Annotated in this window: 13 protein-coding genes and 2 tRNA genes; 1 reads left to right on the plus strand and 14 read right to left on the minus strand. The window is 57.5% G+C overall.

Annotated elements, in window-relative coordinates:
* Positions 1-85 precede the first annotated feature (85 nt).
* The 14 genes from rpsO to rlmE form a co-directional block, all read right to left on the minus strand.
* Positions 86-355, minus strand: coding sequence for a 30S ribosomal protein S15 (rpsO, locus tag HX869_RS09505; protein WP_003177875.1), 270 nt, complete (start codon positions 353-355; stop codon positions 86-88).
* A 159-nt stretch (positions 356-514) separates the two neighbouring features.
* On the minus strand, positions 515-1,432 hold the full coding sequence (gene truB / locus HX869_RS09510; protein WP_102368080.1) for a tRNA pseudouridine(55) synthase TruB: 918 nt from the start codon (positions 1,430-1,432) through the stop codon (positions 515-517).
* Between the two features lie 3 nt (positions 1,433-1,435).
* Positions 1,436-1,837: a 30S ribosome-binding factor RbfA gene (rbfA, locus tag HX869_RS09515; RefSeq protein ID WP_003212184.1), complete on the minus strand. Its 402-nt coding sequence runs from the start codon at positions 1,835-1,837 to the stop codon at positions 1,436-1,438.
* A gap of 159 nt (positions 1,838-1,996) precedes the next feature.
* Complete coding sequence (infB, locus tag HX869_RS09520; RefSeq protein ID WP_003212186.1) at positions 1,997-4,519, minus strand: translation initiation factor IF-2; 2,523 nt, start codon at positions 4,517-4,519, stop codon at positions 1,997-1,999.
* A gap of 27 nt (positions 4,520-4,546) precedes the next feature.
* The gene (gene nusA, locus HX869_RS09525; RefSeq protein ID WP_003212187.1) at positions 4,547-6,028 is read right to left on the minus strand and encodes a transcription termination factor NusA; all 1,482 of its coding nucleotides are present in this window, start codon (positions 6,026-6,028) and stop codon (positions 4,547-4,549) included.
* A 47-nt stretch (positions 6,029-6,075) separates the two neighbouring features.
* A complete protein-coding gene (gene rimP / locus HX869_RS09530) occupies positions 6,076-6,534 on the minus strand; it encodes a ribosome maturation factor RimP (protein ID WP_003235029.1) in 459 nt (152 codons plus the stop codon).
* 140 nt (positions 6,535-6,674) lie between these two features.
* Positions 6,675-6,751: transfer RNA gene (locus HX869_RS09535), tRNA-Met, on the minus strand.
* 96 nt (positions 6,752-6,847) lie between these two features.
* Positions 6,848-6,933: transfer RNA gene (locus HX869_RS09540), tRNA-Leu, on the minus strand.
* A gap of 21 nt (positions 6,934-6,954) precedes the next feature.
* Complete coding sequence (gene secG / locus HX869_RS09545; RefSeq protein WP_026078118.1) at positions 6,955-7,338, minus strand: preprotein translocase subunit SecG; 384 nt, start codon at positions 7,336-7,338, stop codon at positions 6,955-6,957.
* A 4-nt stretch (positions 7,339-7,342) separates the two neighbouring features.
* Positions 7,343-8,098 carry a triose-phosphate isomerase gene (tpiA, locus tag HX869_RS09550; protein WP_003212194.1) on the minus strand — a complete coding sequence of 252 codons (756 nt, stop codon included), beginning with the start codon at positions 8,096-8,098 and terminating at the stop codon, positions 7,343-7,345.
* Between the two features lie 66 nt (positions 8,099-8,164).
* Positions 8,165-9,502: a phosphoglucosamine mutase gene (gene glmM / locus HX869_RS09555; RefSeq protein WP_003212196.1), complete on the minus strand. Its 1,338-nt coding sequence runs from the start codon at positions 9,500-9,502 to the stop codon at positions 8,165-8,167.
* 16 nt (positions 9,503-9,518) lie between these two features.
* The gene (gene folP / locus HX869_RS09560; RefSeq protein ID WP_178903014.1) at positions 9,519-10,370 is read right to left on the minus strand and encodes a dihydropteroate synthase; all 852 of its coding nucleotides are present in this window, start codon (positions 10,368-10,370) and stop codon (positions 9,519-9,521) included.
* An 8-nt stretch (positions 10,371-10,378) separates the two neighbouring features.
* Complete coding sequence (gene ftsH / locus HX869_RS09565) at positions 10,379-12,289, minus strand: ATP-dependent zinc metalloprotease FtsH (protein WP_008436840.1); 1,911 nt, start codon at positions 12,287-12,289, stop codon at positions 10,379-10,381.
* Positions 12,290-12,489: 200 nt separating this feature from the next.
* Entirely contained in the window at positions 12,490-13,140 is a 651-nt protein-coding gene (gene rlmE, locus HX869_RS09570) for a 23S rRNA (uridine(2552)-2'-O)-methyltransferase RlmE (RefSeq protein WP_003212203.1), read from the minus strand.
* A gap of 105 nt (positions 13,141-13,245) precedes the next feature.
* Here rlmE and yhbY point away from each other — a divergent pair, with 105 nt between their 5' ends.
* Complete coding sequence (gene yhbY, locus HX869_RS09575; protein WP_003212205.1) at positions 13,246-13,554, plus strand: ribosome assembly RNA-binding protein YhbY; 309 nt, start codon at positions 13,246-13,248, stop codon at positions 13,552-13,554.
* Positions 13,555-13,559 lie beyond the last annotated feature (5 nt).

Here is a 13,559-nt window from a genome sequence, read left to right on the forward strand (position 1 = left end):
AAAACTTGAGGCTGGAAGCCTGCCATGGGCCAGCGGGAAACCCACTGACACACGACAGCCAACCAACCTCTAGCGCAATCGCTTATTAGCGACGCAGACCCAGGCGACCGATCAGAGTCTGATAACGACCCAGATCCTTGCCTTTCAGGTAGTCCAGCAGCTTACGGCGCTGGTTTACCATGCGGATCAGACCACGACGGGAGTGGTGATCTTTACCGTTGGCCTTGAAGTGACCTTGCAGCTTGTTGATGTTGTGGGTCAGCAGTGCAACTTGCACTTCTGGCGAACCAGTGTCACCAACAGCTTGCTGATAGTCAGCAACGATTTGTGCTTTTTCTTGAACGTCGAGAGCCATGAGGCAATCCTTTTTTCAGGAAACCACCCAAAGGGCAGTTTCAACAGGCCAGGGACAAATCCCTGTATCTAAAAATGAGTAGTGACCATGCCTGCTAACAGCCACCCTCGTTCCAGTTTGAGTAAAAGCTACTGCGCTTTTACCACAAACTGGTTTCGGTCATTCTGACCGAATCAGTCGACGCGGCGCGATGCGCCCGTCTTCGCTCACTTCACCGATACCGATAAAGCGACCGTTGTGATCTTGTACCCGCACCATGCCGAACTTCGGGGCATCCGGTGCACGTACCGGCTGGCCGTTAAGCCAGTAGAACGCGCTGTGCTCCGAGAAGTGCAGCAATGGCCAATCCAGTAAACCGCTGTCCGATGGCATCAGGAAGCGATCAACCGCTTCGTTGCCGCCTTCGGCATGCACTGCTTCCAGCTCTTCCAGCGTGACCGTCTGGGCCAGGGTGAAAGGGCCTGCCTGGGTGCGTCGCAGTTCTGCAACGTATGCGCCACAGCCTAGTTGCTCACCGATATCTTCCACGAGGGTGCGGATATAGGTGCCTTTGCTGCAGTCCACCGCCAACCGGGCAGTGTCGCCTTCAACGGCGAGCAATTCCAAGCGCGCAATAGTAACAGAACGCGGTTCGCGCTCCACCACTTCCCCTGCACGTGCCAGCTTGTAAAGAGGCTGGCCATCACGCTTGAGAGCCGAGTACATCGGCGGTATCTGACTGATTTGCCCACGAAAAGCAGGTAAGGCAGCTTCGATATCAGCACGACCAACGGTCACCTCGCGAACCTGCAAAACATCACCTTCGGCGTCTGCCGTGGTGGTGGTCTTGCCCAGTTGCATCAGGGTCTCGTAGCCCTTGTCGGAATCGAGCAGGTATTGCGAAAACTTGGTGGCCTCGCCGAAGCACAACGGCAACACGCCGGTGGCCAAGGGGTCGAGGCTGCCGGTGTGCCCTGCCTTCTCGGCATTGAGCAGCCAGCGAACCTTCTGCAACGCCGCATTGGAGGTAAAACCAATGGGCTTGTCGAGCAGAATGATGCCGCTGACATTACGACGGATACGTTTGACCTGAGCCACCGATTACTCCTTGGCGTCTTCAGGCGTGGCGGATTCCGGGTGCTGATTGTCTTCAGCCACGGCCCGCTCGATCAGTGCCGACAGGTGCGCGCCACGCACGACGCTTTCGTCGTAGTGGAAGTGCAACTGAGGAACGCTGCGCAGCTTCATTTCACGGGCCAACTGCATACGCAGGAAACCTGCGGCGGAGTTGAGCACCTTGATGCTTTGCGCGATTTCTTCGCTGTTGTCCTGGCCCATTACGGTGATGAAGATCTTGGCGTGACCAACGTCACGGCTGACTTCAACGGCGGTGATGGTGACCAGGCCAACACGTGGGTCTTTTACTTCACGACGGATCAGCTGTGCCAGCTCACGCTGCATCTGATCGCCGATACGTTGGGTACGGCTGTATTCTTTTGCCATGTCTTGTTACCTGTTGCTGCCACACGGTGAAACCCGTGGGGTCTGAAAGCGGCAAACGCCCGGCCTGACAAAAGCCAGACCGGGCGTTGCGTTTAGAGTCCGGACACAGCGCCAGGCATTTGCATGCCCGGGCGCTGCGTGGCCCTTGAAGTACGCGAGTTAGAGGCTGCGAGCAACCTGGACCTTCTCGTAGACTTCGATCTTGTCACCCGCCTTGACGTCGTTGTAGCTCTTGACGCCAATACCGCATTCCATGCCGGCACGTACTTCGGAAGCGTCATCCTTGAAGCGGCGCAGGGATTCCAGCTCGCCTTCGAAGATAACGATGTCTTCACGCAGTACACGGATTGGACGGTTACGGTGCACAACACCTTCGATAACCATGCAACCGGCGATCGCGCCGAATTTCGGCGAGCGGAACACGTCACGCACCTCGGCCACACCCAGGATGTTCTCCCGGACGTCGCTGCCAAGCATGCCGGTGAGGGCTTTCTTGACGTCTTCGATGATGTCGTAGATGACGTTGTAGTAACGCATGTCCAGGCCTTCCTGCTCGACGATCTTCCGTGCGCCAGCATCGGCACGCACGTTGAAGCCGAACAGTACAGCGTTGGAGGCCAGCGCCAGGTTGGCATCGGATTCGGTGATACCACCGACACCGCCGCCGACCACACGCACTTGCACTTCGTCGTTACCCAGGCCATTCAAGGCGCCGTTCAACGCTTCGAGGGAACCACGAACGTCAGATTTGAGGACGATGTTAAGCGTCTTCTTCTCTGCCTGGCCCATGTTCTCGAAGATGTTTTCCAGCTTGCCGGCGTGAGCACGGGCCAGCTTGACTTCGCGGAACTTGCCTTGGCGGAACAGAGCCACTTCACGGGCTTTCTTCTCGTCCGACAGCACGCTCATCTCGTCGCCAGCGTCCGGGGTACCGTCCAGGCCGAGGATCTCGACAGGGATGGAAGGACCGGCTTCCTTGATTGGCTTGCCGTTCTCGTCGAGCATGGCACGTACACGGCCATAGTTCGAACCGACCAGGACCATGTCGCCTTGGCGCAGGGTACCGTCTTGAACCAGAACGGTTGCAACCGGGCCACGACCCTTGTCGAGACGCGATTCAACCACAACACCACGACCCGGGGCCGATGGAGTTGCTTTCAGTTCGAGAACTTCGGCTTGCAGCAGGACAGCTTCGAGCAGTTCGTCTACACCGGTACCGACTTTCGCCGAAACCGAAACGAATGGCGTATCACCGCCCCACTCTTCGGAAGTCACGCCGTGAACCGACAGTTCGCTACGGATGCGATCGAGATCGGCGCCCGGCTTGTCGATTTTGTTCACTGCAACAACCAGAGGAACACCAGCGGCTTTAGCGTGCTGGACAGCTTCAATGGTCTGCGGCATTACGCCGTCGTCCGCTGCAACTACCAGGATCACGATGTCAGTCGCCTTGGCACCACGGGCACGCATGGCGGTAAACGCGGCGTGACCAGGGGTGTCGAGGAAGGTGACCATGCCGCGTTCGGTTTCAACGTGGTATGCACCGATGTGCTGGGTGATGCCGCCGGCTTCGCCTGCAGCTACCTTGGCACGACGGATATAGTCGAGCAGCGAGGTCTTACCATGGTCAACGTGGCCCATTACGGTCACGACTGGCGCACGGGAGAACGTCTCGCCTTCAAACTTCAGGGACTCGGCCAGGGAATCTTCCAGGGCGGTGTCGCTGACCAGGGTCACTTTGTGGCCCAGCTCCTCAGCAACCAGTTGGGCAGTTTCCTGGTCCAGTACCTGGTTGATGGTCGCTGGGGTACCCAGTTTGAACATGAACTTGATGATTTCAGCAGCCTTGACCGACATCTGATTGGCGAGGTCGCCAACAGTGATGGTCTCGCCGATCTGCACATCACGCACGACAGGGCCGGTTGGGCTCTGGAAACCGTGGGCATTGCGCTTCTTCAGCTTGGCCTTGCCGCGACCACCGCGACGGAAGCTGTCGCTTTCTTCGTCGGTAGTACGTGGGGCAACGCGTGGCGCTGGCGCCTTCTCTTTGACCGAAGCACGATGTGGAGCGTTTTTGCGCTCACCATCGCCACTGCCACGACGATTGTTATCGTCGGCACGTGGTTTGTCCGGGCGGCGAGGTTCTTCGCGTTTGCGAGCGTCGGCTGCAGGAGCTGGCGCGGCGGCAACCGGAGCGGCCTCACGAACAGCTTCAACAGGCGCGCTAGGCGCAGCAACGGCCTCAGTGTTAGCAGGTTGCGCAGCAGCAGGCTGGCGACGCGCTTCTTCTTCGGCGCGACGCTTGGCTTCTTCTTCAGCCTTCTGACGAGCAGCATTTTCTACTGCGCGACGTTCTTCCAGTTCGCGTTTGCGCTCGGCTTCGATTTCTTCCGGGCTGCGCTGTACGAAGACTTTCTTCTTGCGTACTTCAACGCTGATGCTCTTGCTGCCAGCAACACGCAGGGTGCTGGTGGTTTTGCGCTGCAATGTAATCTTGCGCGGTTCTTCCACTTTCGCCTTGTGGCTGCTCTTCAAGTGAGTCAGCAAAGACTGCTTCTCACTATCGCTCACACCTTCATCGGCGGCGGTGTGCGGCAGACCTGCCTCACGCATCTGCTGCAACAGGCGCTCTACCGGTGTTTTGACCTCATCGGCCAGTTGTTTCACCGTGACTTGCGTCATGCACTTCTCTCCTCAGGCCGCGCCTAATTACTCGAACCAATGGGCTCGGGCGGCCATGATCAACTTGCCGGCACGATCATCGTCAATGCCGTCGATGTCGAGCAGGTCGTCAATAGACTGCTCGGCCAGGTCTTCGCGGGTAATTACGCCGCGCACCGCCAGTTCCATCGCCAAATCCTTGTCCATACCCTCAAGCGAGAGCAGGTCTTCGGCCGGATGGGCGTCTGCCAGCTTTTCCTCAGTAGCGATGGCTTTAGTCAACAAACGATCCTTGGCCCGAGCGCGAAGCTCGTTGACGGTGTCTTCGTCAAAGCCGTCGATGTTGAGCATTTCTTCCAACGGTACGTAGGCAATCTCTTCCAGGCTGGTGAAGCCTTCATCTACCAGCACCTGTGCCAGGTCTTCGTCGACTTCCAGCTCGTCGATGAAGTTGCGCAGGATGTCACCGGTTTCTGCTTGCTGCTTAGCCTGGATGTCCGATTCGGTCATCACGTTCAGGGTCCAGCCGGTCAACTGGCTGGCCAAACGTACGTTCTGACCACCGCGACCGATGGCCTGAGCCAGATTGTCTGCGCCAACGGCGATGTCCATTGCATGGGCATCCTCGTCAACGATAATTGCCGCCACTTCAGCAGGCGACATTGCGTTGATCACGAACTGCGCAGGGTTATCGTCCCACAGGACGATGTCCACACGCTCACCGCCCAATTCGCCCGACACTGCCTGGACGCGCGAACCGCGCATACCAATGCAAGCGCCTTGCGGGTCGATGCGTTTGTCCTTGGAGCGGACCGCGATCTTGGCGCGTGAACCCGGATCGCGGGACGCAGCCATGACTTCGATCAGGCCTTCGGCAATTTCCGGCACTTCGATGCGGAACAGCTCGATCAGCATTTCCGGCGCGGTACGCGACAGGATCAACTGAGGGCCGCGGTTCTCGGTGCGGATTTCCTTGAGCAGCGCACGCAAGCGCACGCCAACCCGGAAAGTTTCGCGGGAAATGATGTCTTCGCGGGCCAGCAACGCTTCAGCGTTGTTACCCAGGTCGACGATCACGTTGTCGCGGGTGACTTTTTTCACGGTGCCGGAGATGATTTCCCCCAGGCGCTCGCGATAAGCGTCAACGACTTGAGCGCGCTCGGCTTCGCGGACCTTCTGCACGATGACTTGCTTGGCAGTCTGTGCAGCGATGCGGCCGAACTCGATGGATTCGATCTTTTCTTCGACGACATCACCGACCTGGGCGCCCGGATGCGTTTCAGCAACCTTGCTCGGCCAGGTTTCGATGGCCGGATCATCAAGATCGGCTTCTTCGACGACCGTCCAGCGACGGAAAGTCTCGTAGGCACCGGTGTGGCGGTTGATTTCCACACGCAGATCAACTTCGTCTTCAAAACGCTTTTTGGTAGCAGTGGCCAGGGCCAGCTCCAGCGCTTCAAAAATCACGTTTGCCGGTACGCCCTTTTCATTGGATACCGACTCAACAACCAGCAGTACTTCTTTGCTCATCGTACGCCTCGCCTTTCGCAAGCCATTGGATCCGCGGGATCCGCGTCTCAGTCAAAACTGGGAATAATGTTGGCCTTGTCGATCATATCGATCGGCAACAGGAACTCATGGTCTTCTACCTGCACCACGACGTCCTGCTCTTCTACACCGCGCAGAAGGCCCTGAAAGTTGCGTCGCCCTTCAAAGGGAGAGCGCAGCTTGATCTTCACTTGTTCACCGGCAAATTTTGCAAACTGATCAATAGTGAACAGTGGGCGTTCCATGCCAGGCGAGGAAACTTCGAGGGTGTATTCAACGGAGATCGGATCTTCAACATCCAGGACACCGCTGATCTGACGGCTGACAATGGCACAATCGTCCACCAGCACGCCGCCCTCTTTATCGATATAAACGCGCAACATTGAGTGGCGACCTTGAGCCGAAAACTCAATACCCCAGCATTCATAGCCTAGGGCCACGACCACCGGGGCCAACAAGGCCTGCAACTCTTCTAGCTTGCTCGACACCTGAACCCCCTCGTGCATGTATGTGCATGCTGTGCAAAATAAAAAAATGGGCGAAACGCCCATCCTTGAAACGCCGTCGAACAGCGGCGTTGAAAGTGTCCAGCTAACAAAAAGCCCCTTAAAAGGGGCTCCGCTAAAACTGGTTGCGGGGGCCGGATTTGAACCGACGACCTTCGGGTTATGAGCCCGACGAGCTACCAGACTGCTCCACCCCGCGACAAAGCTGGGGCGGAAGTATACGACCGATCCCTTACAGGGTCAATGTAACCTTCCACCTACAAGAAAGCCCGCAACAGCGGGCTCTCCTGATAATTGGTACCGAGAAGGGGACTCGAACCCCTACACCCTATGGGCACAACCACCTCAAGGTTGCGTGTCTACCAATTCCACCACCTCGGCAATACAGCGTTTACAACCTTCTTACTTCTGCTCTTGAGCTGGAGGTACGTCAGTCGCTGGAGTAGCCGACTTTTGCTCTTGAAGCACCGGGACATCATCAGAAGCCGGTTTTGCTTTTGGTACTTCCAACACTGCTGGGTTTGGGAGACCTACCTGAGTCAGCACATGAGCTTTCTCTTTAGCAAAGTAACCTAACCCCAAGCTGGTTATGAAGAAACCGGCGGCAAGTATAGCAGTAAACTTACTAAGAAAGGTAGAGGAACCTTGGCTTCCGAACACAGTATTTGAAGCACCTGCCCCGAAAGACGCACCAGCGTCCGCACCTTTACCCTGCTGCAGCAAAACCAGAGCAACTACGCCCAGTGCACCCAGCAGATGAAAAACAACGATGACTGTTTCCAGCATTTTTTCAGTTTCCCGCGGCGCGACAGATCGCACCGAACTCATCTGCATTCAGGGAAGCTCCACCAATGAGCCCCCCATCGATATCCGGCATGCCGAACAGTTCGACCGCATTGGCCGCCTTCACGCTGCCGCCGTATAGAAGCCGCACACCTCGTGCGACCTCAGAATTCTCTGCCGCCAACTGCGCGCGGATGGCTGCGTGCACATCCTGCGCCTGTTGCGGCGAAGCAGTCAGCCCGGTGCCAATGGCCCAGACCGGCTCGTAAGCAATTACTGCATTTGCAAAGGCACCGACTCCCAGCTCCTCGATGATGCTGCCCAGCTGACGCCCGACAACCTCAAGAGTTTTACCGGACTCACGCTGCTCAAGGGTCTCCCCTATGCACAACACCGGAACCAAGCCGCAAGCCTGTGCCGCCGCGAATTTGCGATTGAGTGTCCCATCACGCTCGCCCATGATCTGGCGGCGCTCGGAGTGCCCAACAAGCACCAGGGAACAACCCGCATCAACCAGCTGACTCGGTGCAATCTCACCGGTCAACGCACCTTGCATGGATTCCACCGCAGAGTTCTGCGCGCCGACCTGGATCGACTTGCCTTTCAAGCCATCAATCACTTGATTGATATACAAGCAAGGCGGGAATACCGCGACATCAACACCGCTAGGCAAGGCCAAATGACGAAGGCCATTGATCAGCTCAGCGACACTGGCGCGGGTACCGTGCATCTTCCAGTTACCAGCTACCATAGTGCGACGCATGCTGTACCTCGTCGGTCAAAGTGGGCGCAGATGTTACCCAACCACATCATCACTGGCAAGCCGAATTCAGGCGCAAACTTCAGTTACCAGTTTTGCCAGCTCTTCGGCATAGCCGCGAACCTGTGTTTCGTCCTCGCCCTCGACCATTACACGCACCAAAGGCTCGGTACCCGACTTGCGCAGCAAGACCCGACCACGCCCCGCCATGGCGGCAGTCACGCGCTCACTGGCCTCTTTGACAGCCGGATGCTCGATAGGGTTGTCACCGCCTGCAAAGCGCACGTTGAGCAGCACTTGCGGGCACTTGCGCAACGCCTGCCGCGCCTGGGCCAGGCTTTCTTCACGGCGACGCAGCGCCAGCAGCACCTGCAGCGCCGCAATGATCGCATCCCCGGTAGTCGTGTGCTGGAAGCAGACGATATGACCGGAATTTTCGCCACCCACCTGCCAATTACGCTCCAGCAGGTCGGCAATCACGTAGCGGTCACCGACATTGGCGCGCACAAACGGGATCCCCAGATCTGCCAGGGCCAGCTCCAGGCCAAGATTGCTCATCAAGGTACCGACGACGCCGCCTTGCAGCTTGTTACGCTCATGCAGGTCACGGGCGATGATGAACAACAGGTCGTCGCCATCGACGATCGCGCCAGTGTGGTCGACCATCAATACGCGGTCGCCATCACCATCGAACGCGATGCCCAAGTCGGCATGCTCAGCCAGGACAGCCGCCTGCAACTGCCCCATGTGGGTTGAGCCGCAGTTGTCGTTGATGTTCAGGCCGTTCGGCTGCGCCGACAGTACAGTAACGTCTGCGCCAAGCTCCTTGAACACACTCGGTGCGACTTTGTAAGTCGCGCCGTGGGCGCAGTCGATGACGACCTTCAACCCGGCAAAATTGGTGCTGCTAGGCACGCTGCTTTTGCAAAACTCGATGTAACGGCCGGAAGCGTCGTTAATCCGCGAAACCTTGCCCAGCTTGCTCGATTCGACGACGGTCATCGGCGCATCCAGCAACTCTTCGATCATGTGCTCGATCTCATCCGGCAGCTTGGTGCCCTGGCCTGAGAAGAACTTGATGCCGTTGTCATCGTGGGGATTGTGCGAAGCGCTGATCACGATACCGGCTTCAGCATGAAAGGTACGCGTCAGGTAAGCGATCGCCGGCGTAGGCATCGGCCCCAACAGCATCACATCAGCGCCAGCAGCAGACAGACCTGCCTCCAGCGCAGACTCAAACATATAACCCGAGATACGCGTGTCCTTACCCACCAGGATACGGCAGGCCCCCATGCTGCGGAACGCCATGCCGGCGGCCCAGCCCAGCTTGAGCATGAAATCGGGAGTAATCGGGAATTCGCCGACCCGACCGCGAATGCCATCGGTGCCAAAATACTTTTTAGTCATAAGTGCTCCATCATTCTTATTCGGCTGATTCAACCGCTGCGATCATCCGCACTACATCTATCGTCTCGGCCACGTCATGCACGCGCAAGATGCGCGCACCCTTGACCACGGCAAGTGCCGCAAGTGCCAGGCCGCCATGCAGCCGCTCACCCACGGGACGATTCAACGCCAGACCTATCATGCTCTTGCGCGAAACCCCGACCAACAAGGGGCGACCAAGGGCATGCAGGGATTCCATATGCTTGAACAGGCTTAAATTGTGCTGCAAGGTCTTGGCAAAGCCAAATCCCGGGTCGAGGATTATCCGCTCGGGAGCAATCCCCGCCGCCGCGCATTGAGCCATGCGCTCGGCAAGGAAGCCTTTCACTTCACCGACCAGATTGTCGTAATGAGGGTCGTCCTGCATCGTGCCCGGCTCGCCAAGCATATGCATCAGACAAACCGGCAGCCCCGTCGCGGCGGCCGCATCCAGAGCGCCATCGCGCTGCAAAGAGCGCACATCGTTGATCAACCCTGCACCCAGCCGCGCAGTTTCGCGCATAACGGCAGGGGTCGAGGTGTCGACAGAGATGATGACGTCCAGCTCTTGATGGATGCGCTCGACAATCGGAGCAACCCGCTCCAGCTCCTCCAGGGGAGAAACTGTGCGCGCGCCGGGCCGGGTTGATTCGCCACCGACGTCAATCAGAGTCGCACCGGCAGCCACCATCGCTTCCGCATGGCGCAACGCAGCATCAAGCTGACTGAAGCGACCACCATCGGAAAAGGAATCAGGGGTTACATTAAGAATGCCCATAACGTGTGTATGGGCCAAATCAAGAACCCGGCTGCCGCAAGGCAACCGGGTCGAGGACAACGCAGAAGTCATTTCAAACCTTAATGGTCAGCAGCCGGGCCGCCGATCGGGGCTTCAGGGCGTTCGTTCTGTACCACTGGCGGCGTGCCGGAAGTACCCGAACCACCTTCCCAATCGCGAGGCTCGCGAGGCGTACGACCGGCCATGATGTCGTCAATCTGCTCGGCATCAATGGTCTCGTACTTCATCAGGGCATCAGCCATGGCGTCGAGCTTGTCGCGATTGTCGGTGAGGATCTGCTTGGCCGTGCCGTAGCACTGGTCAATGATGCTGCGCACCTCGGAGTCGATCAGCTTGGCTGTCTCGCCGGAGAAGCTGGCAGCTTGACCACCACCACCGCGACCCAGGAATACTTCGCCTTCTTCCTCGGCATACATCAAAGGACCGAGTTTCTCCGACAGACCCCACTTGGTCACCATGTTCCGTGCAATCTGGCTGGCACGCATGATGTCGTTGGAGGCACCGGTGGTAACACCATCGAAGCCCAGGGTCATCTCTTCGGCGATCCGGCCGCCATACAGCGAGCAGATCTGGCTGATCAAGGCACGCTTGGAGAGGCTGTAGCGATCCTCTTCCGGCAGGAACATGGTGACGCCCAGCGCCCGGCCACGAGGAATGATCGATACCTTGTAGACCGGGTCATGCTCAGGCACAACGCGACCAACAATGGCGTGACCGGCTTCATGATAAGCGGTGTTCTGCTTCTCTTTCTCGGACATGACCATGGATTTGCGCTCGGCGCCCATCATGATCTTGTCTTTCGCCAGCTCGAACTCCTTCATTTCAACGATGCGCTTGCCGGTACGGGCGGCAAACAGCGACGCCTCGTTCACCAGGTTGGCAAGGTCGGCACCGGAGAAGCCTGGAGTACCACGGGCAATCACGGCCGGAGCCACGTCGTCGCCCATTGGCACTTTGCGCATGTGCACTTTCAGGATCTGCTCACGACCACGGATGTCTGGCAACCCGACAACGACCTGACGGTCAAAACGGCCCGGACGCAGCAAAGCGGGGTCGAGTACGTCTGGACGGTTGGTTGCAGCGATCACGATGATGCCGTCGTTCATTTCAAAGCCGTCCATCTCAACCAGCAACTGGTTAAGCGTCTGCTCACGCTCATCATGACCGCCGCCCATGCCGGCGCCACGATGGCGACCAACGGCGTCGATTTCATCGATGAAGATGATGCACGGAGCGTGCTTCTTGGCCTGTTCGAACATATCGCGAACACGGCTGGCACCTACACCGACGAACATTTCGACGAAGTCGGAACCGGAAATGGTGAAGAAAGGTACTTTGGCTTCGCCGGCAATGGCCTTGGCCAACAGGGTTTTACCGGTACCTGGCGGGCCAACCATCAGCACACCGCGAGGAATACGGCCACCCAGGCGCTGGAACTTGCCCGGATCGCGCAGGAATTCAACCAGTTCGCCCACTTCTTCCTTGGCTTCGTCGCAACCGGCAACGTCAGCCAGGGTGGTTTTCACCTGATCTTCGGAAAGCAGGCGTGCCTTGCTCTTGCCGAAGCTCATCGGCCCGCCCTTGCCTCCCGCACCACCTTGCATCTGGCGCATGAAGAACATGAACACGGCGATAATCACCAGTATCGGGAAGCTGGCCACCAGGAGCTGGGTCCAGATGCTCTGCTGCTCAGGCTGCTTGCCTTCGACAACCACGTGGTTATCCACCAGGTCGCCGATCAGGCCATTGTCCTGGATTGCCGGACGGATGGTCTTGAAGCTGTCGCCATCGTTGCGCTTGCCGGTAATCACGTAGCCATCAACTGCTACGCGCTCGACCTTGCCATCCTTAACTTGCTGGATGAAGTCGGAATAGTTGAGGGTCTGCGGCTCGTTAGGGCTGGAGAAGTTGTTCATCACCGTCACGAGGACAGCCGCGATGATCAACCACAGGATCAGATTCTTTGCCATATCGTTCAATTAACTACCCTCTGAAGCAAGCTCCGCTACTGGCGCGTGCTTCGCATGATATTCACCGGCCTAACTTACTACATTACCTACAACTCTGGCAGGCGCCGTCTGTAACCCTTTGTGAAACTTTGACTACACAATATTCGTAAAGCTTCATGACGAAAGCGATATAAAAAAACCTATCGCCTCCGTCAAATTTCTCAAAAACGCTCTTCACTGGCAGCGCCTTCAATGCCACGGAAGCCGCGACCCAGCAAATACTGCTCGCGAGACCTGTCCCGGGAAGAGTCAGGCTTGCGTGTCTGTACCTTGTCGAACAGTTTGCGGATGTTCTTGTGATACTCGTCGAAGCCTTCACCCTGGAAGACCTTGACCAGGAAGTCACCACCCGGACGCAGTACCCGTCCTGCCAGGTCCAGTGCCAATTCGCACAGGAACATGGCTCGCGGCATATCAACAGCCGGTAATCCACTCATATTGGGGGCCATATCGGAAATCACAAGGTCTACCTGCGAATTTCCGACGGCCTCAAGGATCTGTGCCAGCACTTCATCCTGGGTAAAATCGCCGTGAACAAAGGTCACGTCAGGGATGCTGTCCATTTCCAGGATGTCGGAAGCGATCAAACGACCTTGTCCACCAATCAGACGACTGGTCACCTGGGACCAGCCACCCGGGGCGGCACCCAGGTCGATAACGCTCATGCCAGGACGGATCAACTTGTCCTTTTCCTGGATCTCCAGCAGTTTGTAGCTGGCCCGGGAACGGTAGCCATCCTTTTGCGCCATTTTGACGTAAGGGTCGTTGAAATGCTCTTGCAGCCACTTAAGGCTAGTTTTGGAACGGGCCACGGGCCACCTCGAAAATAAAACGGGTCGTGATTAACTGGGCGGTCCCGGACTCGCTCGGGTAAACTGGCCGCCGCTTTTTACAAGATCAGACGCAGGGGTCAGATTATGCCGCTCACTCAAGAGCAGAAGAAACAGTACAAATCCATTGGCCACCATCTGAAACCAGTTTTGATTGTGGCTGACAACGGTTTGACTGAAGGTGTGTTAGCCGAACTTGAACGCGCATTGGGCGATCACGAGCTAATCAAGATCAAGGTCAGCATCCTTGATCGCGAGGCGCGCCTGGCAGCTATTGCAGAACTGTGCAAGGCTGGCAAAGCGGACCTGGTTCAGGTCATCGGCAAGATGGCGCTGCTGTATCGCAAGAACTTCAGCGCCAACAAGCAACTGTCGAACGTACACCGCTTCAAGTGAAACAA

It is taken from the genome of Pseudomonas sp. P7779, from assembly GCF_013386315.1.
GTDB lineage: Bacteria > Pseudomonadota > Gammaproteobacteria > Pseudomonadales > Pseudomonadaceae > Aquipseudomonas.

Excerpts from the sequence above, each read along its gene's own strand:
- rpsO (WP_003177875.1), bottom strand. The coding sequence starts at position 355 with ATGGCTCTCGACGTTCAAGAAAAAGCACAAATCGTTGCTGACTATCAG.
- folP (WP_178903014.1), bottom strand. The coding sequence starts at position 10,370 with ATGACTTCTGCGTTGTCCTCGACCCGGTTGCCTTGCGGCAGCCGGGTT.
- yhbY (WP_003212205.1), top strand. The coding sequence starts at position 13,246 with ATGCCGCTCACTCAAGAGCAGAAGAAACAGTACAAATCCATTGGCCAC.
- rbfA (WP_003212184.1), bottom strand. The coding sequence starts at position 1,837 with ATGGCAAAAGAATACAGCCGTACCCAACGTATCGGCGATCAGATGCAG.
- ftsH (WP_008436840.1), bottom strand. The coding sequence starts at position 12,289 with ATGGCAAAGAATCTGATCCTGTGGTTGATCATCGCGGCTGTCCTCGTG.
- nusA (WP_003212187.1), bottom strand. The coding sequence starts at position 6,028 with ATGAGCAAAGAAGTACTGCTGGTTGTTGAGTCGGTATCCAATGAAAAG.
- tpiA (WP_003212194.1), bottom strand. The coding sequence starts at position 8,098 with ATGCGTCGCACTATGGTAGCTGGTAACTGGAAGATGCACGGTACCCGC.
- secG (WP_026078118.1), bottom strand. The coding sequence starts at position 7,338 with ATGCTGGAAACAGTCATCGTTGTTTTTCATCTGCTGGGTGCACTGGGC.
- infB (WP_003212186.1), bottom strand. The coding sequence starts at position 4,519 with ATGACGCAAGTCACGGTGAAACAACTGGCCGATGAGGTCAAAACACCG.
- glmM (WP_003212196.1), bottom strand. The coding sequence starts at position 9,502 with ATGACTAAAAAGTATTTTGGCACCGATGGCATTCGCGGTCGGGTCGGC.